This window comes from Peribacillus deserti (assembly GCF_002863585.1).
Taxonomy (GTDB): domain Bacteria; phylum Bacillota; class Bacilli; order Bacillales; family DSM-1321; genus Paraperibacillus; species Paraperibacillus deserti_A.
In genome coordinates, this window is sequence record NZ_PGUY01000063.1 from 1 (window position 1) to 22830 (window position 22830).

General features: G+C 34.5%; 24 protein-coding genes and 1 pseudogene. 20 read left to right on the plus strand and 5 right to left on the minus strand.

Annotation, left to right across the window (positions count from 1 at the left end; genetic code table 11):
• The 9 genes from CUU66_RS24615 to CUU66_RS19625 all read left to right on the plus strand — a co-directional run.
• The coding region (locus CUU66_RS24615; protein ID WP_219622805.1) for a hypothetical protein at positions 1-196 on the plus strand (196 nt) is incomplete at its 5' end.
• 243 nt (positions 197-439) lie between these two features.
• Positions 440-649: a hypothetical protein gene (locus CUU66_RS19585; RefSeq protein ID WP_101645096.1), complete on the plus strand. Its 210-nt coding sequence runs from the start codon at positions 440-442 to the stop codon at positions 647-649.
• 767 nt (positions 650-1416) lie between these two features.
• Positions 1417-2172, plus strand: coding sequence for a hypothetical protein (locus tag CUU66_RS19590; RefSeq protein ID WP_101645097.1), 756 nt, complete (start codon positions 1417-1419; stop codon positions 2170-2172).
• 772 nt (positions 2173-2944) lie between these two features.
• A complete protein-coding gene (locus CUU66_RS19595; RefSeq protein ID WP_101645098.1) occupies positions 2945-4390 on the plus strand; it encodes a hypothetical protein in 1446 nt (481 codons plus the stop codon).
• Positions 4391-4511: 121 nt separating this feature from the next.
• Positions 4512-5603: a PD-(D/E)XK nuclease family protein gene (locus CUU66_RS19600; protein ID WP_101645099.1), complete on the plus strand. Its 1092-nt coding sequence runs from the start codon at positions 4512-4514 to the stop codon at positions 5601-5603.
• Positions 5604-6293: 690 nt separating this feature from the next.
• Positions 6294-6500 carry a hypothetical protein gene (locus tag CUU66_RS19605; protein WP_101645100.1) on the plus strand — a complete coding sequence of 69 codons (207 nt, stop codon included), beginning with the start codon at positions 6294-6296 and terminating at the stop codon, positions 6498-6500.
• 177 nt (positions 6501-6677) lie between these two features.
• Positions 6678-7160 carry a hypothetical protein gene (locus tag CUU66_RS19610; RefSeq protein WP_101645101.1) on the plus strand — a complete coding sequence of 161 codons (483 nt, stop codon included), beginning with the start codon at positions 6678-6680 and terminating at the stop codon, positions 7158-7160.
• An 86-nt stretch (positions 7161-7246) separates the two neighbouring features.
• Positions 7247-8305 carry a PD-(D/E)XK nuclease family protein gene (locus tag CUU66_RS19615; protein ID WP_180955364.1) on the plus strand — a complete coding sequence of 353 codons (1059 nt, stop codon included), beginning with the start codon at positions 7247-7249 and terminating at the stop codon, positions 8303-8305.
• A gap of 490 nt (positions 8306-8795) precedes the next feature.
• Complete coding sequence (locus CUU66_RS19625; protein WP_101645103.1) at positions 8796-9020, plus strand: DUF3006 domain-containing protein; 225 nt, start codon at positions 8796-8798, stop codon at positions 9018-9020.
• 674 nt (positions 9021-9694) lie between these two features.
• Here CUU66_RS19625 and CUU66_RS25485 read toward each other — a convergent pair.
• Positions 9695-9973, minus strand: a complete 279-nt coding sequence (locus CUU66_RS25485) for a YolD-like family protein (RefSeq protein ID WP_101645104.1) — start codon at positions 9971-9973, stop codon at positions 9695-9697.
• On the opposite strand from CUU66_RS25485, the gene CUU66_RS23830 reads away from it, so the two are divergent.
• The 6 genes from CUU66_RS23830 to CUU66_RS19660 all read left to right on the plus strand — a co-directional run bounded on the left by CUU66_RS23830 (position 9951) and on the right by CUU66_RS19660 (position 16660).
• The gene (locus CUU66_RS23830) at positions 9951-10049 is read left to right on the plus strand and encodes a YolD-like family protein (RefSeq protein WP_142383755.1); all 99 of its coding nucleotides are present in this window, start codon (positions 9951-9953) and stop codon (positions 10047-10049) included. The genes CUU66_RS25485 and CUU66_RS23830 overlap by 23 nt on opposite strands.
• 551 nt (positions 10050-10600) lie before the next feature.
• Entirely contained in the window at positions 10601-12061 is a 1461-nt protein-coding gene (locus CUU66_RS19635; protein WP_101645105.1) for an aminotransferase class V-fold PLP-dependent enzyme, read from the plus strand.
• A gap of 613 nt (positions 12062-12674) precedes the next feature.
• Entirely contained in the window at positions 12675-14597 is a 1923-nt protein-coding gene (locus tag CUU66_RS19645) for a BglG family transcription antiterminator (protein WP_101645107.1), read from the plus strand.
• Positions 14598-14682: 85 nt separating this feature from the next.
• The gene (locus tag CUU66_RS19650; protein ID WP_101645108.1) at positions 14683-15111 is read left to right on the plus strand and encodes a PTS sugar transporter subunit IIA; all 429 of its coding nucleotides are present in this window, start codon (positions 14683-14685) and stop codon (positions 15109-15111) included.
• Positions 15112-15123: 12 nt separating this feature from the next.
• On the plus strand, positions 15124-15396 hold the full coding sequence (locus CUU66_RS19655; RefSeq protein ID WP_101645109.1) for a PTS sugar transporter subunit IIB: 273 nt from the start codon (positions 15124-15126) through the stop codon (positions 15394-15396).
• A 1-nt stretch (position 15397) separates the two neighbouring features.
• Positions 15398-16660 carry a PTS ascorbate transporter subunit IIC gene (locus tag CUU66_RS19660; RefSeq protein WP_101645110.1) on the plus strand — a complete coding sequence of 421 codons (1263 nt, stop codon included), beginning with the start codon at positions 15398-15400 and terminating at the stop codon, positions 16658-16660.
• Positions 16661-17095: 435 nt separating this feature from the next.
• Here the strand turns inward: CUU66_RS19660 and CUU66_RS19665 are convergent, their stop codons facing one another.
• A complete protein-coding gene (locus CUU66_RS19665; RefSeq protein WP_101645111.1) occupies positions 17096-18382 on the minus strand; it encodes an Ig-like domain-containing protein in 1287 nt (428 codons plus the stop codon).
• Here CUU66_RS19665 and CUU66_RS25490 point away from each other — a divergent pair.
• Positions 18357-18656: a nuclease-related domain-containing protein gene (locus CUU66_RS25490; RefSeq protein WP_101645112.1), complete on the plus strand. Its 300-nt coding sequence runs from the start codon at positions 18357-18359 to the stop codon at positions 18654-18656. The two genes, CUU66_RS19665 and CUU66_RS25490, sit on opposite strands and share 26 nt — an antisense overlap.
• Positions 18657-19238: 582 nt before the next feature.
• Complete coding sequence (locus tag CUU66_RS24400; protein WP_180955366.1) at positions 19239-19403, plus strand: hypothetical protein; 165 nt, start codon at positions 19239-19241, stop codon at positions 19401-19403.
• A 107-nt stretch (positions 19404-19510) separates the two neighbouring features.
• On the opposite strand, the gene CUU66_RS19685 is transcribed toward CUU66_RS24400, so the two are convergent.
• The 3 genes and pseudogenes from CUU66_RS19685 to CUU66_RS19695 form a co-directional block, all read right to left on the minus strand.
• Complete coding sequence (locus CUU66_RS19685; protein ID WP_257968070.1) at positions 19511-19912, minus strand: hypothetical protein; 402 nt, start codon at positions 19910-19912, stop codon at positions 19511-19513.
• Between the two features lie 37 nt (positions 19913-19949).
• A pseudogene (locus CUU66_RS19690) lies at positions 19950-20301 on the minus strand (IS1595 family transposase); the annotation flags it as partial.
• Positions 20302-20384: 83 nt separating this feature from the next.
• A complete protein-coding gene (locus CUU66_RS19695) occupies positions 20385-20720 on the minus strand; it encodes a YolD-like family protein (protein ID WP_101645115.1) in 336 nt (111 codons plus the stop codon).
• A 316-nt stretch (positions 20721-21036) separates the two neighbouring features.
• Between CUU66_RS19695 and CUU66_RS19700 the strand changes: the two genes are divergently transcribed.
• The 3 genes from CUU66_RS19700 to CUU66_RS19710 all read left to right on the plus strand — a co-directional run bounded on the left by CUU66_RS19700 (position 21037) and on the right by CUU66_RS19710 (position 22390).
• On the plus strand, positions 21037-21345 hold the full coding sequence (locus CUU66_RS19700) for a hypothetical protein (RefSeq protein ID WP_101645116.1): 309 nt from the start codon (positions 21037-21039) through the stop codon (positions 21343-21345).
• Between the two features lie 146 nt (positions 21346-21491).
• A complete protein-coding gene (locus CUU66_RS19705; RefSeq protein ID WP_257968071.1) occupies positions 21492-21923 on the plus strand; it encodes a MarR family transcriptional regulator in 432 nt (143 codons plus the stop codon).
• 44 nt (positions 21924-21967) lie between these two features.
• Positions 21968-22390 carry a hypothetical protein gene (locus CUU66_RS19710; protein ID WP_101645117.1) on the plus strand — a complete coding sequence of 141 codons (423 nt, stop codon included), beginning with the start codon at positions 21968-21970 and terminating at the stop codon, positions 22388-22390.
• The last annotated feature ends 440 nt before the right edge of the window (positions 22391-22830 follow it).

Here is a 22830-nt window from a genome sequence, read left to right on the forward strand (position 1 = left end):
GTTCTTATTGGATCATTTACGAAAAGCAGTTAGTCGGAGTGTAGGATTAAACAAAATACTAGACTTGCTTGGGATTCCAACTGGAATCTTGCTTGGAATATTATTTGCGGTCATTACTTTGGCGATTGTGAAACTTCTAAAAGGCTATTTCAGAATGGTCGCAAAAGGTTATCGAACAATTTTACCAGGCGAATAAAAAGATTGTGAAGGATTTTACTTAAACATACGGGTGCGTTAGTTGAAGAAGGGCTTAGCTGTTGCCGGACTCTTTTTTGTTCCGCTGATGTGGCAGATTAAGATAAAAAGCATTCCATCCATCTGTTTAATTGAGTGCCAGCTCATGTTATAATAAGGAACTTAGGATAATTACAACTTTTAATAAATAAACGGATGCCCAAGGAAAGCCTCCGCATAGCGAAAAATATGGAGGTGTAAGAGAATGAATAAACGATGGACAATTAGTAAAATTAAAGAATTTGTTGAGAATAATTCGGAAAGTAAGTTGCTAACAACGGAATATCACGGTTTTTCTCAAAAGTTACTATTTAAATGTACATGTGGCAGCAACTTTGAAAAAACATTTACTAAATTTAAAAATAATAACCAACGTAAATGTGACGTATGCCAACCGCCACAAGCGTCACGATAACATAATAGCGAAAATACAAAGTGCCGATTTCTATAAAAGAGAAGTTGGCACCATTTTTATTTATAGGAGATTTTAATAAATGGGAGGTTTATACGAATATTCTTGTACAAATACACTGAGTGTACCAGTAACATGGGAATAGCTTTTTAAAAACGAATATTCAATAATAGCTTTCAAATGGGCTTTTGTTTATTAAAATCATAAAGCAGCGGTGTTATAAGATGAATGATTTAATACATAAGTTTTCAAGTCTACGAACGGAATGCCGGACGATGGAAACCTGTCTCTGCTTAGGTATCAAATTTCTCGTCGCTGTACATATAGGAACTAGAGGGAATAAGTCCTTGTTGTTATTATGTTTTTTCTAGTCGACATAATATATATTCAAAGTCCTATTATGCTTAATTATTGGGATGTTCACATAATTATGTTTCGAAACCATCTATTATTCGGAAGGACCGCTAGAATTATAAGGAGCCTAGATTTAAAAACGGCTCATATTTAACAGTTAAATTATCATAAAAATATGCCATTAACAATGAAAATATTTGGAATTATAGAATACCAAACTGGAAAGAAAAACTTATGTAACCAGGAAATGAAGAAAATGCTGCAATTTAAAAAATTGCAGCCGACATATATTTCTGAAATTTGCTAGGGGTGACAAGGTTGTCTCATAAAGAATCCTGTTACTTATATAAAGGGAGCGTAAGGTGTTTACTCCCTTTTGTTTTATCTGAATACAAAAAAAGAAGTCATTGAACAAAATGCCAATTTCAAAAATTGCTTTTATTTTATTGGAACAAGAAACAAGAATAATACGTAATCACTTATCAAAATATAAAGAGTTATACGATAGAGAAAAAATAAACATTTCTGACAAATTAGAACCAGAATCGTACAAAATAAGGGGAATATTAGATCGAATTTTAAATGAACAAAAAGTGAATACAGAATTAGAATTAAGGAATAGTCAATTAAATGAGTTATTGATTGAACAACAGGAAATTGAATTAGGATTAGCAGCTAAGAATAAACAAAATTCTAGCGATGTTAAAACGACTGGTCTTTCCTTATACATAAAGGCATTTGTAAATATCATACAGTACCTACTTAAGGAGTGGAATTTTCCTGATTTAGGTAAGGTGCTTTTTGACGAAAAGGAATTAGATCTCAATATATCTGATAAATTCCGCAAGGATTACGGCAAGGGTTTTAGGGCAATTGGCTATACGGCATTTATTATTGGTTTAATGAGATATTGTATTCAGCAGCAATTGCCTCATCCAGGCTTTGTTGTACTTGATTCTCCCTTAACTACTTTTAGAGATAGGGATCAGAATGAAGAGGATATTAGTGAGCCAATGCAAGAAAACTTCTTTAACACTTTGAGAAAATCAAAAGAACAAATCATTATTTTAGAAAATAAAGAACCAAGTAATGAAATAAAGTATCTCATCAATTATATAGAGTTTACAAAAGACTCTAAGGGACGTTATGGTTTTTTAAAAAATAAGGGATAACTATATCCTTTACCGCATGAATAATAGTTATTAATGTTTGATTTTCTTAACTCCGACGAATCATTCGAAGCCAGGGGATTTATCCTGGCTTTTGTTGTTTAAAGAATATAACTATAAACATACATAGAATATGGCCCAAGAAAGCTTTAAAAAATGCTCACTTATCATTTATTAAGAATAGAATACAGACTGTGTTCTAACGAAACCAATGGAAACTCTTCGGCATTTAAGTACTAACTAAACCATTTTAGACACAAAATGCAACTTTGTAGCGTCCTTGGCTTGATTCCATGATTGATTACCTGATTTTACACAAAACGACGTACACTGGGTGAGGTGAGCTCATCTAAGACAATGATCGGTCGTAAGCTGTTAAAAACTCACCGTAAAGCTTTAAATCAAATGCGAAGATGTAGCAGCCCTGAATAACGAATTTTTTCATATTAAAGAAGATAAGTTTTTTCTTGTAAAACGTATTAGGATTCCTTGTGGTTTATACGCTAGCTAATCCAGTTCAGCTATAAGTGTATGAAATAATTCCTATTTACAAAATAAAACCGCGACAGTTTCTATTTATTTAATTCTAAATTTGATTTTTCAAAAATGAGACATTTTGGTAAAATTGTATAAGCTTCATTAAAAAAGGTGGTACCAGGAAAAAGAATGGAGGCATGAATTAATAGGATTAACTTACACACCAACATAGTCAACTTTATAAATTTTTAATTATAACCTTTCTGCATAAAGAGAGATATAAATTGGGGGAATTTAAGTGAAAGAAAGCCTTATAATTGAAAGAATTCAATGGAGACTACTGATGGAAACTCATGTTAATATGATTTCCGCAATGAAAAACTTCACTCTTTTAGTTTTTGCTCTATCAGTACCACTTTGGTATCTATCAGAAATTTTTATAAATACAAAGAAATTATCTATAATTTTATATTTTATACCAGCTGCACTCATACCAGCTCTAATATATGGGGTAATTAATTACTTCGATAAAACCTTGTTGAAATCTAGTAAAATAATATTATTTGTCATTTTGACTATGGTAATAGCCACTTTGTTGGTTGCATTAAAAAATTCATACTCACCGTTTAGTGAATCTGAAGAAATATCAATGATTTCAACAAATGGGTTAATTCTAATATTTCTGGCCTTAATATCCAATTACCTTTTAGCATACATAATACATTTCATTCCATTTAAATTAATATCAAGAACGACTAAAATACAAACTAATCTTCTATCTAGTTTCAATGTAAAACTAACATTATTGTTTTTCTTTAGTCCTGATTATGCCTTAGCAAAGATATACAAAAAGGTTATTAGTAGTATCGAAAAGAAATGTGAACACACATCTCCTAAGGATATGGATGGATATTGTGATCAATGCTTAGAAAATAGGCGATATCGACTAAAGTATTTTATTAAAATGTCAAATTGGATAAATGTAATATTTGCGACATACCTAATGATCTTCTTTTTATATAATGAAGTTGATAAGTTTGGCAATTATTTTATCGTATTCTTTTTAAGTTTTATTACTTTTCGCATATCATCTAGAGTCTTCGAGATTTCATATGCATTTTATAATGATGTTGTAAAGGTTAAATCTAAATACTTCATAAAATCTTTACCTGAAAAAATAACGGTTAATCGATTTGTAAATTACTGGAGATCCTCATCTATTCGAAGACCAGAAAGAATTTCATTAGCAATTCATAGCTATGTAGAAATTATTTTTATGTTTACCATTTTATATTTTTTAATTACCGTTTACTATGCGAATAATATGTGTGGACATTTCACCACCTTAGGAACTGTTTTTGATATGTGTAATAAAGATAGATTTACCTCTTATCCAGATTTATTTCATTTTTTGCTATATAGTGCTTCAGTCACTTTTTTTAATTTCTCCTTTCCAGTTGGAGGATTTCCTGCTGGTTGGCAGTTTGCACATGTTATCCAAGTTTTTATGAGTATAATTCTGATTGTTTTATCTTTAGCAATTTATATTAGCTGGCAAGACAAAATGACACCTGATGATATAAGAGAGTTTTTACTCTTTAAACAATCTGAACAGTTAGAGCCGCTCTTAAAAGATAAAAAAGCTCTTAAAGAAGCACATGAAAAAAATACAGAAACAATAGAAAAAATTGCAGAAGAGATTGAAAAAGTGAGAAATAAATATATAACAAAAGATTTCACGTAAATACGTATCTACTTAAAGTGTTTTAATGTTTTAGCTTAAAACAGTAAGGAGTTTTCTTATGTGTTAAAACATACAATGCACGTGTTAGTTAATTATTTTTTATCTTAAAGGAGGAGAATTAGTGTTTGAACTTATTAAAGAATCACCTTTATTTCAAATTTCATTAACTAACAAGGAGCTTTTTCACAGCAATTTCTTAAAATGGTTGTTTGAAAATTATCCTCAAATTGCTGAAACACTTTTTTGTAAAAATGATACAGAGTTTAAATTAAGTGAAGTAAAAAGAGAAAAAGAGTCAAGAAAAGATTTAATACTTATATTTACAAAAGGGAAACAAAAACAAAAAATTATTATTGAAAACAAATTTAAAAGTATTCCATATTTTGAACAGTTAGATCGATATAAAAAGGATATAAAAAAAAATACAACTTATGTACTTTTATCTTTATTAGAACATAATCCCGATAAAAGTTGGATTCTGCTCCCATACAAGCAACTAAGCCGTCATATTGAAAATTTTGTTCCCCAGATTGAAGAAACATCCTTGTATCACTCTACAATGGTAAAAGATTATCTAAATGTAGTAAATGAGTTAATAAAAATCCCCCTTGAAATCAATTGGAGTGAAGAACAATATTTTTATTATGCAGGTCATGTTGAATTTAAACCATACATAGATGTTAGAATGCATGACTTTTTAAGTAAGGCAAAGTTTTTACAGATGAAACATCGGCTAACTCTGATGATCAAAGAATTAGGCATTGATTATTCATATGTTAAAGAGTGGTATAATGGAAGGGCTGGAGATTTATATATAAATGAAGCATACACCACGAATGGCTTAATTGAATTTAAATATTTTTTAGACGATGCTTTAAGCATTGGGGTACAAGTTCAAGGACAAAAATTTTGTTTATTTGTTGAAGGGAAATATCAACTGAATAAAATGGAAGAGATAGCCTATTCCTTATTTGAAAAAGAATTATGGTTTAATTTCAATCTTTATGAAGAGATGGAACACGTAATATATCCGTTAAATGGTGAATGGAATACTTTTAAGCGTAAAACAGGCGGATCCATGAAATATCGGTATGTGAAAATCCATAACAAAAAAACAGAACAAATTCTATTCGGTATGGTAATTTACTTAAATAATATTATTCAGCATAAAGAAAAAATTTTAAGCACAATTAAAATAGTGGGAAATAAATAAAAGATGTAAAAGGCTGCGTTGCAGCCTTTTACATCTTTTATTTATTTTGATAAGTCAAGCAACTTCTTATCTTTAATTTAATATTTCCGTCCCAAAACCCTTCTCAATTAGTCGTAGCCAGGCTTTCGTTTCCTAATAATTCTAGCCTTATTCTAAGATTCACTTTTCTCTATTCATTAAGTAATAACGTACCAAAAGTATGCCTTAGATTATGTATGTGAATAGTGTTGAGGCGGCAAAAGACACGTTCTTATTGGTCCACGGGGGCTTAGTTTTTTATTTTTCTTCTCCTTCCTTCCGAGGATTGTACTCACTTACCTCTTTTTAACACCTCCAATACATTAGATTGGATGTCCATTTAGGACAGATAAAGGACACAGGCAGAAGGCACCGTTTACATAATTGCGTATGCATCATAGACCATCTTAAATATTGCCTTCCGATTAATGAAGAACTAATAAATGTGCAGTCACTTTCGCGCAACCTAATTTAGAAACAAATAAATTTTCTAGGGTTATGAAACTGCTAATGGAAAATAATGCTATAATTGTAGAGGAGGGTGAAGAAATTAGGATGTAATCAAGGATGGAATCAATGGTATTATCACTCAACCAGGAATTGAAGGTAGATTAGTTTAAGATTCAGGGCCTAAGCTCTTTAATAGAAGATTTACGGAAACTAAAGGACGAGGTGACCAATCCAGCCGTAAAGGAAGAATTGGCTTCCAATGTGGAGGAGTCTCAGCTTAAGTTTCCAAAGCCCAAAATGAGCATCATTAGGGAAGCTTTAAACTCTGTCATAAACATTGTAGAAGGCACGACCTGGAAGCCTTGTGGCTACTGGCATCCAGGAAAAGGTGACAATGTTACTGTCATCATTGGGATCCTGATCAGCTAAAACCATAGTTGTTATCCAATGTCCATGCCAGCATAATTTATGCTGGTTTTTTCATGCAATGAGTCGGTTAAAACAAGTTATGGTGAACTTATTCCTTTAACTGGAGAGTGTAGTCCAAGAAGGGTTTCAAGCAGAAGATTGTTAAATAATTAAAATAAAAAAAGGCGGTTAATTACAATGGTTTATCGTGAACTAATAAAAAGTAAATCGCAGGAATTTAGAAATGTATTATCAAGTTTTAAAAATTTGGGCCTAAAAGACACAGGAAGTGCAGGAAATTGCAGCTTCATTAAAACTTACAACAAAGTTACTTATAAAAAGACGGGACAGGGAAGGTTCAGGATTGGTAAAATTACTGATCGATTGGATAAAAACCATATGATTATCAGACTAGACCTCCCCAAAGATGAATTTTTCGATGAGTTTCTCATGAAATCAACTGGATTTATGGAAGTTATTCCACGAAAACAGAGAACTAATTTTACTTGCTTAAAAGTACATAGAGCCAGTTGGGATCAAACTGTTTTTGACACAATAGATATCAAATTATATGAAGAAGATATAGCAACATTTAATTTGACTTCTAGTTCATTCTTGAACTTTATGAGTTTATTGATTTTAAGAGCTACTGATGAAATAATTGAAATCCCTAAGAACTAAATATGGGCTTTTATATGAGGGATTTTTCAACTACAATTCTACTAATTTTTAAATATCAACCAGTTTGTTTTTCCAGGAGGAGAATAATGAAGACACTCTTTAAAAGAGTTTATGACTTGCTGAAAAATACTGAAACACACCGAATAGAGGATTACTTAACTGAAATTTTTAGTCCCATACTGAAATCTGAGGAGAAGCTAAAGTCTTTTCTTAATCGGTTTATTAACGATAATTATGAGGAAGTTTCTAATGTGCAAATTTTCACCCAACGTACCTATTCAAAATTGGAAGGGCACTCGGTTGATAGCCGACCCGATATGGTCATAAACTACACAGGGGGAACGAAAAAACATATATTATTTATTGAAAATAAGGTTGGCAGCCAAGAAGGTGAAAATCAGTTGTCCCGCTATGCGGACCATTTGAAAGTTCATCAGAGCAAGGGCTACAATGTCTATCTTCTTTACTTAACAAAATATTATGAGCCAAAAGAAGATGAATACATTTTAGATAATGGTAGCGGATTTACTCAAAAGCGTTGGTATGAAGTATACAACTGGTTAAGCCAGTATAAAAAGGATTTGTATTGTAGGCAAGTAATCGAGTATATGGAGGAATTGCAATTGAATAAAACGCGAAAATTCACACCTATTGACATTTATGCTATACAGAATGCACAGCGACTTCAGTCTATGCTGGATGAGTGTCTCGACGGACGAGTAATGGATAAATTTACTGAACTATTCGGTAAGCCTAAGCAGTGGTCCCATAGAACCACTCAACTAAGGGCTAATAATTTATACATACTTATAAATGATCAAACAGATTGGAAATTTGTTGGTTGTGGATTTGAGTTTACGGAAGAGGAATATCCATCACTCACCGTTTTCATAGAAGTCCACCCGAATTGCAATAAAAAAGATGCTACAATTGCGGCGTTGAATCTTTTTTGTGAGAACAAAGAAGAGTGGACATTTCAGCCACCATCGGACGATAACGAATACTTTTGGTGTTACACCGAAAAGAATTTAGTGCAGTTCTTACCAGAAGAAGATCATATCATGGGAATTCAAAATTATTTAATTGCTAGGCTACAAGAGGTCCATCAGATAAAGGTGGATAATCCGCAATTGGTATGGATATAAATGTATGCCTATTCTTCAACTGCCGAGAATTTTAAGATTAAGATAATGTAAAAATAGACCATTAAAGATAACATCATAAATAGTTATCAGAGTTTACATGATAAAACTTATAGTGCTTCCTCAAATTCATTGGCAATGATATCAGTAAGATTAACCAGCATATATTTGCTGGTTTTTTTATACTTTGGCGGTTAACACAATAATAAGGAGATTCTTCTTTAAATAACGGGCAGCATTCCTGTAATGAAGAAATATGAGGTTTGAACATAAAAAAGCCCCTTGGTAGAATATGAATGTCCAAAGCTCGGCGGCAAAAAGGACACAAACATAATCAGCGATAAGCGTAGGAAAGAATTCGTATGGCCATCCTACATCCCAAACGGTGGCACGGTTAAACGCGGTAAAAACGAAAATATACCGTACAGACAAGAGCGGGAATATCATCTTCTCTTCTACTGGCAAGTCAATTAGTGTAAAGACGGTGAAATAAATGGGTCAGGTTATTAAAGGGATCATTGATCGGTTTGAGGAAGGATTTGGAGTCGTAGAGATCAATGGAAAAACTAAAGACTATCCAAGGACCCTATTTCCAAAGGACGCGAAACCTGGTGATGCTGTGAAAAATGAAGGGACCCAAATAACAGTATTAAAAGAAGAAACAGCTAAGAGGCGAAAAGAAATCGAAAATCTAATGGAAGAACTATGGGAAGACTAAAGCTATTTCCGCTAATCTTTATCCGTAGATTTTTACAGAAATCCAAGCGACTAAAAGGAGCCAGTGTAATGGGCTCCTTTTTAGTTTCACTTAGGATAAGGGAAGGATATTCCGCCAGTTCATATGTAGGCATTTGTCAGGCGGAGGAGTATTCGTTCTAAGATAAAGATCTTTAGCTGAATAAAATAATTCTTCCTTTAGTAAAGGATTTACCTCATCCCTGGCTAAAAGTATTAGTTCACGAGCTCTTTCTAATTTAAGAAAATCGTTGCAATCATCTTTTGTTAAAGCCAATGAAAATGTAAAGACTTTTTGCATATGATTGTATGAATTGTATTTATCGTGAATGGACTTCACGATACAGGAGGACTCTCGGTACATTCCGTACTCAATTCTTTCAATAGTGCCGCCGCAGTCATAAATATCTATATCCTCAATAATTCAAACTCATCTAAATGTGATTTCTGACAATAGACTACTTTCCTAATAAAGCCAGTCTTTTTAGAAATCATTCGCCAATCATTACCCAAGTTCTGTGTCCAATCCAATTGGCAGTCCTCCAATAAACCAAGATTCAAAAAACTCTATACGATCTCAATGACTCAGAAAAAAAGGAGCTCGCACCTATTTTAGATTAGATTCTCCTTTTGGATTCATAGTTATGAACATAGTGTTCATTTAAGTAAATCGCTCGAATCTATTCTACTCTTGTTGCGTTTAATTGAGGAAAAGGATAATTTATGTATTTCTCCGTTCGCATCCAGGATACGAAGCTGCCTGTTAATATCGTCTACATAGTGCACAAACTCCTCCAAGGAATTCATACGTTTATTCTGATAATACTGAAAGTGCAAAGGATATGTGAATTCCATTGATTCGGCAATCAGGTTGTTTATACGTGACCGCGGTAACATAAAATGGACCAGTTTAATGCTCCCTGAACATGTAAGCATGTTGAGGAAGTATGCAAATGAAGAATATTATGATGAAAGGGAACCTATTATAGACGAGCAACAGCTGGAGGAATAAGGATAAGGGAACGTCCGTTCCTGTGTAAAAGGGGAACCATTTTTACACTTAAGATAAATCGCAAAGCAAACAAGAAAGCCACCTTCGTGGTAACTGGGGAATGCACTTGTTAATCACCTTCATTTTAGTGGCTATTAGTTTTTTCAATATTTGGCTTAACTTAAACGATACTAAAGTACTGTGTAATGCTAAAAAATGACAAATACCATTGCTTTGTTATGGTAAAATATTCCTATGAAGAGTGGTATCTTCACTGCAAATAGTTATTAACTACATCTAAGAGAAAGTATTACATATAAATTTAGCTGAATCATTATCATGGGCTCTCTGTCCATTTTACTAATTTGTAATTTTTTTAGTTTAGGATTAATGAAATGTAGCAGAAGAAGTCGCTTAATATAGTTGAGAACAATGAATTATGTAAGCACTTTATTCTTCTAGGATCGAAAATGAAGAAGTTTTTATGTGCATGAAGTATTGGAGTATCAATTGGAAAATTTTGATGCGTTTCTATTTAATCGCGTTGGAATAAGGTTTGCGGAGGGATAGACATGAATTTAGAAAAATATTTTTTTGAATTTAGAAAACACATTATTGGGAATGAATATACATTTGGAACGCCATACGGAATGAAGAAGATTCATTACTTTGATTGGACTGGAAGCGGTCGATTGTATGCTCCCATTGAAAAGAAAATAGCAAACGTATTTGGCCCGTTAGTGGGAAACACGCACACAGAATCAACCATAACTGGCTCAACCATGACAAGAGCCTATAAACACGCTCAATCCATCATAAAAAAACATGTAGGGGCAGACAAAAACGATGTGATCCTTACACAGGGAACGGGTGCGACAGGTGTTATCCACAAACTCCAGCGCATCCTTGGCTTGAAGGTTCCTGAAAAATTTCAAGAATTCATGACGGTTCCGATTGAAAAAAAGCCGATTGTATTCGTGACACACATGGAACACCATTCGAATCATACTTCTTGGCTTGAGGCTTTCTGCGATGTTGAAGTAATCGAACCTGATGAAAACGGAAATGTCTCTCTTGTTCATTTTCAGCATCTTCTTGAAGCGTACAAAGAAAGGGAATTCAAGATAGGGGCATTCACCGCCTGTTCGAACGTGACAGGCATACAAACTCCTTATCATTGTCTTGCAAAGATGATTCATGAGTACAACGGATTCTGTATGGTGGATTTTTCCGCTTGTGCGCCTTATGTGGAAATCAATATGCATCCTGCCGACCCTATTCAAAAGTTGGATGCCATTGTGTTTTCACCGCACAAATTTCTTGGTGGACCTGGAACAAGCGGGGTCTTGGTGTTTGATTCACGCTTTTACCAAAATGATATTCCCGAATCTCCAGGAGGAGGAACGGTTAAGTGGACAAATCCGTGGGGAGGAAGAAGGTATTACGATGACATCGAAGCAAGGGAAGACGGAGGGACTCCTGGATTTCTGCAAACAATCAGAACATCTCTTTCCATTCTTTTGAAGGAACAGATGGGAGTAAAACACATCCTCCAAAGAGAAAAAGAATTGCTTGATCTCTTATTTCAAGAATTGGACAACATTGAACATCTTCATATTTTGGGCGGGCATGTCAAAGAAAGAATGGGCATCGTTTCTTTCTATATAGAAGGTCTTCACTTTAATCTTCTTGTGAAAGCGATGAATGACAAATATGGCATTCAGCTGCGGGGCGGATGTTCTTGCGCAGGCACATACGGTCACTTCTTATTGAACATTAATCAGGAGGATTCGAAGAGAATTACCGATGAAATTGACAGCGGGAATTACGTGGTAAAACCAGGATGGGCAAGGATATCCCTTCATCCTACCATGACAAACAGTGATATACTCTATTTAACTCATGCATTAAAAGACATTGCCACGAATCGGACAGAGATTGAAAAAGAATATGAGTACTCGAAAAATACCAATGAGTTCACTCATACAGCGAGTCGTTCATCTGAAATTGAAAAATTATTCAATTTATCTTGAGCGCTTGGACGAACCAATCGCTTTTTTCTCAATAATGAAAAAAGGAACGGCTTTTCGGCCATTCTTTTATATTTAGAGTTTTATTTTATTATTGGGTGCGTCTCAATCATACTTTTTAACGTAAACTATGTAGTATAACAGTGCGGAAATACTTAAGAATATGACGCTTACTGCGTTTAGTACCTTGTCGCCTTTTATGAATGAAACAATTAATACTATGGTCATTAAAAGAGTCATAAGATCTAGATTCAGATGGCTATCATAATTTTCTTTGAATTCTTTCATGAAATTGCTCCTTCCCTTTTCATAATAATAAGTCAAATCTCCAATATATGTAATTATAATATTTTTCAGTTTTGATAGGTATATCGTCCCGAAGGAGATTAGTGATAATGATAAACTGATAGAACGAGCATCAAAAGAACTTCATGATTAGTTTGGCTTCAACATGCGACCATCCAAATCGAAAAAGGGACATTGGACTGTAAACTCGCACCCGAAGAACTGTATAGATTTTTAATGTGTTTTTTTAAAAGATTTCACTATAAAATGGAGAAAATACCCCTTGGCTTCCAAGAACCACAGGAGACAGAGAACAAAATTGAGGTGGCCGATGAATACGAGACAAAAACAGATTATGCATTTACTATCGGAAAAAAAAGATAAAGAGTTTATTACGATAAATGAAATCGCAAAAGTGCTAAATTGTTCGGAAAAAACGGTAAGAAATGATTTTAAACAAATTGATGACTGGTTAAAAAAAGACTTTCAAGCAACTATTATTAGAAAACCGAATGTCGGGGTCAGAATTGATATTCCTAAAGATGAGAAAAAGAGACTATTCTCCCTTATGCAAGATGGAAAGCGAAACAATGATGGTAATGACATAAATAGAAAGATAGAAATATTATCATGGTTATTAAAAGATGATAAAACTTTGTCTCTTCTTGATTTAAGCGAACGGTTTTTTGTCAGTAAGCACGTAATCAAACAGGATTTAGAAGAAATGGAATCCTGGCTGGAATTATTCGACCTGTCGATTGAATCCAGAAAAAAAGTAGGTATTCGGTTAATCGGTGATGAAAAGCATAAAAGAGCGGCTCTTTCGCGTATACACCACTTGGGAAAAGATGGAAAATTAACAAATTTGTATGAAAGTTGGTTTGTGAATTACGAAATAGACAACGTAAAGCAGCGAATAAAGAAGATAGAAAATGAATTAAACAAAGATTTTACTAAGGAATCTTTAAATAATTTAATTTTTCACCTTCTGATCATTGTAAAAAGAATCAAAGCAAAACAGATCATTAGCATGACAAAACATGATTTGGAAAACTTGAAAAGTAAAAAAGACTATGAGGTAGTAAAAAAACATTTAAACGAACTGGAAAGAACATTCGTTATGAGGTTTCCAGAAGAAGAAATAGGCTATTTCTTGTTGCATATATTGGGATCAAAGGAAAAAAATACTTCAATCCCGAAACATGGTGATTTACCACCAAAAATGATTTCTTTTTTAACCGCTCTCATTAAGAAAATGTCCTATCGCACAAATGTTGAGCATGAAAAAGATGAGCAGCTATTTCAAAACCTGGCCATTCACATGCAGTCGGCATTTGAGAGAATTGAACATGGACTGTATTATAGAAACCCGCTTTTAAACGACATCAAAAAAACATATCCTTATATGTTTGATACACTTTTTCATGTAACGAAGGAAATAGAAGGGCTTGTCGGATTTGGTTTTCCTGAAGACGAAATCGGTTATTTAGTTCTTCATTTTGAAGCTTCAAAAGAACGCCTGAATAAAATTGATGGGAAAAATAAAAGAGCCGTAGTTGTATGTTCGATGGGGATCGGGATGTCTCAATTGCTAACAACAAAGATGGAAAGAAAGTTCCATTCACTGGACATTATTAACTGTGTGGCAGCGGAAGATCTAGATGAATCGATAAAAGAGAATCGCCCCGATTTTATCATCAGCACCATCCCCTTGAACGGAATTGACCTGCCTGTTGTCACGGTTTCTCCCTTGCTTCCTAAAGAGGAGGAAGAAAAAATTAAAACGTTCATCTCTAATCTTGAAGCCATACAAGTATCGAAGTTCGCCGCTCTAAAAAAATATGTGGATGATGATTTGATCTTATTAAAAAATGAAGTGGAGGAACCAGGTGGAATTTTAGAATCACTATGTAAATTACTAGAAGAAAAGGGACATGTGAACAAAAAGTACATATTCGATGTGCATGAGAGAGAAGAAATAGCCCCTACAACCATTGGAGGAGAAATTGCCATTCCCCATGGCCATCCAAAAAATGTCTTAAAACAAGGGGTAGCAATGGCGGTATTGAAAAAACCTGTCCTTTGGAAACGGGAATATGTTTCCGTAGTATTCATGTTAGCCATAAAGGAAACAAAAGGTGAAGACATCAAGCATTTGTTTGAGGAAATAAGTTTTTTAGGAGAAAACAAAGAAATAGTAGAACGATGGAAAGCGTTGGATTCAAAAGACGGAATTTTCCGCAATATGCGGTAAAAATCCGTCTCTTTTTTTATGGTTTTGTGCCGTACTATATAAACATAAGAACATCATAAAATATACCAGAGAGGGGGCGGAAGAGATGCTTCGATCAAAACTGACGGACGAAATGGTCCAATTCATCCAAGGTGCAAAAGACTGGACAGAAGCCATACGTGTTGCTTCTGAACCATTGTTAAAGCAAGGGTATATCGAAGTCAGATACGTAGAGGCGATGATTTCTAATGTGAAAAGCTTTGGACCTTATATTGTATTGATGCCTAAGGTTGCCATGCCACACGCCAGACCTGAAGATGGGGTAAATCAAATGGGAATCAGTCTCATGATAACAGAAAAGAGTGTTTCCTTTGACGAGGAGAAATCGGTGAATATCTTTTTTGTATTAGCCGCCGATGATGAATCTTCACACCTGGATTTACTAAAAGAAATTTCGGAATTTCTTACAAACGAAGAAAAAGTCAGCGCGCTTTTATCAGCAAAAAAATATGAGGATGTTATCAAATTACTTTAGGAGGGTTTATTTATGAAAATTTTAGCGGTGTGTGGAAACGGATTAGGAACGAGCTTTATGCTTTCATTAAATGTAAACAAGGCATTGAAGGAACTTGGCATTGACGGTGAGTGCAAAAATATGGATCTAGCGAGTGCCAAAACAGAGGCGGCGGATTATTACATCGGGTCACCTGAAATCATGGAGCAATTAAGCTATGGGAATAAAAAAACCATCAGTGTCGTCAATATGGTGAATCTAAATGAAATCAAAGAAGTGTTAAGGAAACAGCTGGAGGTGAAATAATATGTTTGATTTGATTATGAAGGATATTCTAGGGACACCTGCCATTTTAGTTGGCCTCTTTGCCCTATTTGGTCTCCTGCTTCAGAAGAAAGGGATAGCTGACGTTATCTCTGGTACATTGAAGACCATCATGGGATTCATCATACTAGGTGCGGGTGCGGGTGTATTAATTGGTGCGCTGGATATATTCGGTTCGATGTTCGAAAAAGCGTTTAACATTGAAGGAATCATTCCTAATAATGAAGCAATCGTGGCATTGGCACAAAACAGCTTCGGAGCCGAAACGGCCATGATTATGCTGATAGGGATGCTCGTGAACATCCTTCTTGCCAGGTTCACAAAGTTCAAATACATATTTTTGACAGGCCATCACACGATGTTCATGGCATGTTTACTTGCAGCCGTTCTATCCACATCAGGATTAAATGGATTCGCATTAGTTGCTATTGGTTCATTGATTCTTGGGGCGCTTATGGTACTTCTTCCAGCCCTGTTGCAGCCAACTGTCAGAGAAATTACAGGCAGTGATGACATTGCTGTCGGTCATTTCGGTTCCATCGGCTATTTTGCGGCTGCAAAAATCGGTAAATTAACTGGAAACAAAGAAAAATCAACAGAAGAAGTGAAAGTTCCAAAATCTCTTGGTTTCCTTCGCGATTCATCTGTTGCGCTTGCATTAACAATGACGATTATGTTCTTTGTTGTGGCACTTGTTGCAGGAAAGGGATACATAGAAAAAGAATTGAGCGGTGGTACAAACTTCCTAGTGTTCTCGCTCTTGCAAGCCATCACATTCGCAGCTGGTGTATTCATTATTTTAGCTGGTGTACGGATGTTGATTGCCGAGATTGTTCCTGCATTTAAAGGGATAGCCGACAAAGTGGTTCCAAATGCTAAACCAGCACTTGACTGCCCGATCGTTTTCCCGTTTGCACCGAATGCTGTTATCATAGGTTTCTTATCCAGTTTCGTAGCGGGACTGATCAGCATGTTCCTTCTTCCTGTATTTGGCTTGGCTGTTATCGTTCCAGGGTTAGTGCCGCATTTCTTTACAGGTGCAGCGGCTGGAGTATTCGGTAATGCAACTGGAGGTCGAAGAGGAGCCGTTATCGGTGCATTCGCAAACGGTTTGCTTATCAGTTTCCTTCCAGCCCTGTTGCTTCCAGTTCTGGGGTCCCTAGGATTTAAAGGAACAACATTTGGGGACTCAGATTTCGGTGTTGTCGGAATATTGATCGGTTATATCATCAAACTGTTTTCTTAAAATGAACACTCCATCTGGAGTGTTTTTATTTTTGTTAAGTATAGAACACTAGCAACTAAATAAATCGTAGATGCTTTTTTCACTAATATTTTTAATTTTTCATAGTTTTTTAAATATAAATCTCGCTATAAATAGGCTAATAATTAAAATTTTATTGTATATGGCAGAAGAGGAAGCAATAATTACGATTTTTAATGGAGATTTTTTCAACCTAGATTATGTAAATTCTATTCTTAAGAACCCGATTTGAATAGTAAAATAGATATTATGTAGAGGCAGGAAAACTAATGTTCATTAACCTATTAAAGAGGAAGAAAGACGCAAAAGAGTCTGGAAGAATTAAATCCATGGGTAAAAGAGGAGAAAAGGAACGAGTTGCCCGTAAAGATAGCATAAAAAAAGAAGGAATTAAATCCTCCTCCTTTTTATTTCAATTTATGACACTTTTACTGTTTTAGTTTTACTTTTTAACTTTGCAGCATCTTGTAAGTATACTGATAGGGTTGTACCTTTTTTCTGGGACTTTATTGTAACCTTAAAATTACCCTTTGAATCTACTTTTGCTTGACCCAGCTTTGATCTACCTTTATAAATGTAAGCCGTCGTACCAGCTTCACCTTTTCCAGTTACAGCCTTACTTTTAGTTGTCACTTTATTCACGGTTGGAGTTGCAGGAGGTGTAACATCTTTTACTTTTGTTGTTACCGATTCACCTTTACGACCATATTCATCCATAACATAAACAGTGATAGTAGCATCAGCTTTTTGCTTAGGAATTTTAATTTCAAAATTGCTAGAATACTTTATTGTTACTTGTCCTATGTTTTTGCTTCCAACCATTGCATACATCGTTAAAGGTCTAGTATCAGGCATACCAAACATATAACCTTTAATAATCGTATCATTATCATCAATAGGGTCTACTCTGGGTTTTGAATATGCTGGTTCATTAGATTTAAGCCATGAAAGATCTATCTTTGGGGTATTTATGTCTGGTTTTGTTAAGAAAGGTTTAAAAATTGGATTGAATGGATTTGTTATTGAATTGCCATGATTAACTAATTTTTCAATCTCTTTTTCATTATTAGTTCCCCAATAATTATTTGAAGCATCACAACTTCCACAACTAAGTATATTTTTCTGATTGTGTGTAGTTAAAAATGAATTTTTTGAAATTGATGTAGCTTCATATATATTTGTGTATTGATTATAGAAAATGTTATTAGTTACTTTTGCATTACTTATAGTAGTAGGTGTTTCAATGAACAAATTTCGCTCAATACTTTCGGCTCTCGCTTCAATTCCATTTAAACTGAAAAAATTAGAGTCTTTTAAAATTAATCTACTATGTTCATCAATAGCTTTTATGTTACCAAAGATCATATTTGAATTTTGAATTTTGATTACTGGAGAATTGTTTAGGGTTGGATTATGTATTGCTTCAATCCAAGAACCAAGTGTAGCACTGTTAATGTCAAGTTCTCCATAAACCCAAAAAGTTCCTTTCTTAACTACAACTCCAGGCTCAATAGTTAATTTTACATTTGGAGCAATCTCTATAATGTTATAGACATTATATGGAGAGCCTTCTTTGGTCCAAGTGGTATCTTTGTCAATTACACCTGTTACATTAGTACCAGCACTTGCATTGACATTTGGAATACAAAACATCATTAACGCAAAAACCATCAACACTATGAAATTTTTAGATTTTACTTTCAAAACCATTCCTCCTTTTTATACTTATGATATTATTATATCATTTCATTTTCCAAAGTTTGTAAATATTGGAGAATACAAAATCGGAATACAATTAGCCCAATTACTTAAGGATTATTACCATCTTAATGACATTCTTATAAACAATACTGGTTCATCTTCGGGGTATTCCCAAATCGACCATGTGGTCTTGACCCCATACGGGATATTCGTGATTGAGACGAAGAATTACCAGGGGACAATATATGGGCAAAGGATCGCAAGACATGGATGGTGAATGGGAAATTTAAGATGAAGAATCCGCTTATGCAGAATTTTGGCCACATCCAGGCCCTTAAACCCTTGATTAACGAAATGTGTATCACCATTGTCTTATTAATGTGGTCAGTTTTAGTAAACGTTGTGCATTGAAAATAGATGGTGAGGTAAGAAAAATATCCTCCAATGAATTGGTTATTTATGATATTGAACTTACTGAATACATAGAGAGAAAAATAGCTGTTTTAAAGTTACAAACTAGGGAGCCGATCATCGGAGAATCGGAATTACTGGGAATCTATAATGCAATAAGGGGTGCGAATATCACTGGTCCCAAAGCGAGAGACATACATAAGACAAGCCTCCAAAACATACAACGTAAGAATTTGTGTGTAATGTGTAATCAGCCAGTTTCAGATAAAGTTGCGACATACTGCCTAACTAATAAGATATTTAATGGACAGATATATTGCTATGATCATCAGAAAAGGTTTAGCGATATATGAAGATGGAGGATAAAGTATGAAAGTTTTTGTAGTCGAAAATGATGGGTATCCTCGGCATGCCTTATATACCGTTAAATAAAGTGAAAGCTTACCATATGGATAGACGTTATAGGTTAGGAGCTGTTTCATTAGGAAGCGAAGGTATATGGTTTAATTATGAAAACGCTGTGGCCGACGAGGATTTCGAAAAAGCGGCAGAACATGTCCTTCAGCAGCTTAATACATCCGATACTTCTTGGATTACCTCACTAGTCAAATAATTTTTCCAAAAGGCTCTGTTAAAGGATAATGTTGATTTTTTATTTAAGCATAGGACTCCAGAATTGGAAGTCCAATTTTGCGTATAGCCCTATTTACTGTTGCCTTTTTAATAAAAACCTTGGAGAAGGAAGAACTTCTTGTTCAGCTTCAAAATAAGCGAGTTTATCTGGTATGCAAGAAATGTTGACGGCATTCCCATCCCAACTGCGTGTTCTAAGGCAGTTAATAATGGTAGTTCTTTGCCATCAATTTCTTCATCCAAGGAAATCACATAACAGGAGTTTCCAGCACCATTTTGTTTTAACAACTTTGCTATTGCTTCAGGGTCTGAATTTGGCTTTGGAATGTCAAACATATACTCTTCACGAAGAGTTGTTCTATAAGAATGACAAAGACGACTTAGAGCATCCTTGCGTTTCTTAGCTGAAGACATTTCGAACAAAACCCTGTCTTGTAGCCTTTTAGTGAAAAATGCTTTTACAATTATTTTCTCTATCTCTTTATCCAATCTAATCCCCCTTGCCCTAGGTTATTTTTCTGATTATTCAATTGGGAAAATTCGATAGTCTAAGGCTATCATAAGTCTCATCAGAGTCAAGAATAGACAGCTATCAATCACCATTTTACTTATAATTGTAGAATCATTACGAAATCTGATGACATCCAAAAAGAGAATCAACCCAAATAATGGTCAAGATATTTGGTTGCCACTCCCTTAAAACGGTCCATCCAGCTTTTTAATCGGCTGTGATAGTTATTAACATTTTGGATATGGTAAAGATCCTTGACTCGTTCCTTTCCATCCGATTTGAAGGGATAATGCTCCAATCCCTTTTCTTTTGAGTAGGTCTTAAAAGCCCTCCACGCATCAGTACAAAGGACATTCGAAGAAAAAAGGAGCTCGCACCTATTTTAGGTTAGATTCTCCTTTTAGATTCATAATAATGAACATAATGTTCATTAAAATAAATTCGAGCGATCTATTCTACCCTCGTTGCACGTTTAATTGAGGAAAAGGATAATTTATGTATTTCTCCGTTCGCATCCAGGACACGAAGCTGCCTATTAATATCGTCTACATAGTGCACAAACCCTTCCAAGGAATTCATACGTTTATTCCGATAATACTGAAAGTGCAAAGGATATGTAAATTCCATTGATTCGGCAATGAGGTTGTTTACTTCCTCCAGCTGTTGCTCGTCTATAATAGGTTCACTTTCTTCATAATATTCTTCATTTGCAAACTTCCTCAACATGTTGACATGTTCAGGAAGCATTAAACTGGTCCATTTTATATTTCCGCGGTCTCGAATCATATTATCACTCCTCACTAAAAGTATATACGAACATTTGTTCCTGTGTAAAAGAAAACATTTATTGATGCTCAATGGCGTTTTCGGAATTCTTTTCATTATTTGTAACATAGCAATTGAAATACGAGGTAAGAGGATGATCAAATAAGAGAGTAGATGTCCTTGCAGTGTGTACGCAGATTGTTTAATTGCTGCCAGCTCATATTGTTGAAAGGAGGCTTAGGCTAGAGATGGGGCTTTAACTGCTTTTTATAATGTCTTAAGTTTTACTTTTAAACACTGATTCTAAAATAAGTCTTTATAGGGAGAATGAGATTAAATGAAAAATGATACATTTATGAGAGTGATTCTAAGCGGCATATTTGTGTGTTTAGCCATCATCGTATTCAAATTGAATTCCGACGAACCAACTCATTTACCAACGCCAAACGTTGAAGTAGATAACCAGGGAGGAAGGGTTGTTCAAATTGCGCCAAACAGGGTTGGAGTGGTTGATACTGGTAGCGGAAGCGGGTGGGAGCAACTCGTCATTTTTGAATACAATGAAGCTGCAAAAAAGTTTGAGGTTGTAAGTTCCTTCCTTATGAGGATGTATTTAACCACCCTGAGGAAAATGGGATTCCAGTGAGGGATGATAAATATGGAAATTAGAAGGGTGACATTTTAAAAACCAAAGGAGAATGACCTAAATATAATCAAAGAAAACGAGATTCTATCTTGGTAAAAAAAGACAGCATAGAACTGTAAATGATATAAATGGAGGAGGAAAAAAGGATGGGAGCTTGGGGTTCTGGCTTATGGGAAGATGATTTATCTTGCGATATTCAAGATGAATGGAATGAACTGATGGATGAAGGGGTAAGTCCAAGAAAAGCTACAAAAATAATTCTAAAATCGTGGCAGGAAGAGTTTTCTGATTACGATGATGAAGAGGATAAACAGGCAGATGAATCAATTCTGTTCATTTCTCTTGCAGGTCTTCAAATGAGACATAGGGTTTTGACCGCTTCTGTTAAAAAGAAGGCGATCCAGTTAATTGAAAAAGGTGCAGATCTTGCTCTATGGGAGGAGGCCCATGATGAGAGTTATCAGGAAAGAAAAAAGGTACTGGAAGAGTTTAAAATAAAATTAAAAAACCAAAGTCCAGTCTATTTTAATTTCAGCCATAGAGTATCTTTATATAGAGAATTTAAGAGGGAAAAATAATAGAGCTTTTATAAAAACTGTCTGCCTTATCGGAGGTTTGAATAATGGGGGAACGTATTGAAATTATTTATGAGTTAAATAATTTGAAAGGAACTTGTTACGTTGAAATAAAACCAGGTGAATATTCGGGGGTAAATTGGGGTGAAGAGTCCATTTTCTTTACAGATAAAACCTTTACCTATTTTTCAAAGGCAATTGAAAAACATTACAAAGAATATTCTCTATGGGGCATAAGCGAAATAAACAGGGAGACTTGGAACTTAGTCCTTAAGGAACTAGAGGAACTTAAAATATTTTTATCAAACAGTCCAAACCCTGAAGATTTGAGGAAGCATATTGAATACTTGTATTTAGGCATCACAGAGAAATATATTTTAGAAAATCTAAATAAAAACTTAGATGATTTGGTGAAAGTAATTACTGAATTTCAATCTTGGATAAACGAAAAGAGTAAAGATAACGAGTAAATCACCATTTTAGGTGTTTGAGGATTAATGGGAACATTTAAGTTGATGTTGCCCTAGACGGGTATAAAAATTTCTTAGCGTTCTACTTCAACTAATGGGTGCGTTAGTTGAAGATCATTCGGCTGCTGATGCAGTCTTTTTTGTTGCACTAACGGGGCAGTTAGTTTAAGAAGAGTTTCCTTTTTTCCATAAATTATTAACGGAAATTGGTTTAGGAATCACCTTTCCGAAGACCCAGAAGGAAAATGTAAAGAAGATTTATATGTACCAATTAAAGAAAATATTGTAAACATAACAATTTCAAACTAGAAGTGTCACCATCAAAGGTGGCATTTTTTTTATTGATCTAACGGGGCATTTAAATTGAAGAACGGTGTTTAACTGGTGATTAACAGCACTTGGGTACTTATTCTGATAGAAAATTATATTAGTTTGAATAA

What these genes read in the sequence shown, in the direction of transcription:
- CUU66_RS19590 (WP_101645097.1), top strand. Translation starts at nt 1,417, where the DNA reads ATGCCAATTTCAAAAATTGCTTTTATTTTATTGGAACAAGAAACAAGA.
- CUU66_RS19625 (WP_101645103.1), top strand. Translation starts at nt 8,796, where the DNA reads ATGGGTCAGGTTATTAAAGGGATCATTGATCGGTTTGAGGAAGGATTT.
- CUU66_RS19705 (WP_257968071.1), top strand. Translation starts at nt 21,492, where the DNA reads ATGGGAGCTTGGGGTTCTGGCTTATGGGAAGATGATTTATCTTGCGAT.
- CUU66_RS19610 (WP_101645101.1), top strand. Translation starts at nt 6,678, where the DNA reads ATGGTTTATCGTGAACTAATAAAAAGTAAATCGCAGGAATTTAGAAAT.
- CUU66_RS19700 (WP_101645116.1), top strand. Translation starts at nt 21,037, where the DNA reads ATGAAAAATGATACATTTATGAGAGTGATTCTAAGCGGCATATTTGTG.
- CUU66_RS19645 (WP_101645107.1), top strand. Translation starts at nt 12,675, where the DNA reads ATGAATACGAGACAAAAACAGATTATGCATTTACTATCGGAAAAAAAA.
- CUU66_RS19650 (WP_101645108.1), top strand. Translation starts at nt 14,683, where the DNA reads ATGCTTCGATCAAAACTGACGGACGAAATGGTCCAATTCATCCAAGGT.
- CUU66_RS25485 (WP_101645104.1), bottom strand. Translation starts at nt 9,973, where the DNA reads ATGCTTACATGTTCAGGGAGCATTAAACTGGTCCATTTTATGTTACCG.
- CUU66_RS24400 (WP_180955366.1), top strand. Translation starts at nt 19,239, where the DNA reads ATGGATAGACGTTATAGGTTAGGAGCTGTTTCATTAGGAAGCGAAGGT.
- CUU66_RS19660 (WP_101645110.1), top strand. Translation starts at nt 15,398, where the DNA reads ATGTTTGATTTGATTATGAAGGATATTCTAGGGACACCTGCCATTTTA.
- CUU66_RS25490 (WP_101645112.1), top strand. Translation starts at nt 18,357, where the DNA reads ATGAAATTTTTAGATTTTACTTTCAAAACCATTCCTCCTTTTTATACT.
- CUU66_RS23830 (WP_142383755.1), top strand. Translation starts at nt 9,951, where the DNA reads ATGCTCCCTGAACATGTAAGCATGTTGAGGAAGTATGCAAATGAAGAA.
- CUU66_RS19585 (WP_101645096.1), top strand. Translation starts at nt 440, where the DNA reads ATGAATAAACGATGGACAATTAGTAAAATTAAAGAATTTGTTGAGAAT.
- CUU66_RS19710 (WP_101645117.1), top strand. Translation starts at nt 21,968, where the DNA reads ATGGGGGAACGTATTGAAATTATTTATGAGTTAAATAATTTGAAAGGA.
- CUU66_RS19695 (WP_101645115.1), bottom strand. Translation starts at nt 20,720, where the DNA reads ATGATTCGAGACCGCGGAAATATAAAATGGACCAGTTTAATGCTTCCT.
- CUU66_RS19635 (WP_101645105.1), top strand. Translation starts at nt 10,601, where the DNA reads ATGAATTTAGAAAAATATTTTTTTGAATTTAGAAAACACATTATTGGG.
- CUU66_RS19655 (WP_101645109.1), top strand. Translation starts at nt 15,124, where the DNA reads ATGAAAATTTTAGCGGTGTGTGGAAACGGATTAGGAACGAGCTTTATG.
- CUU66_RS19615 (WP_180955364.1), top strand. Translation starts at nt 7,247, where the DNA reads ATGAAGACACTCTTTAAAAGAGTTTATGACTTGCTGAAAAATACTGAA.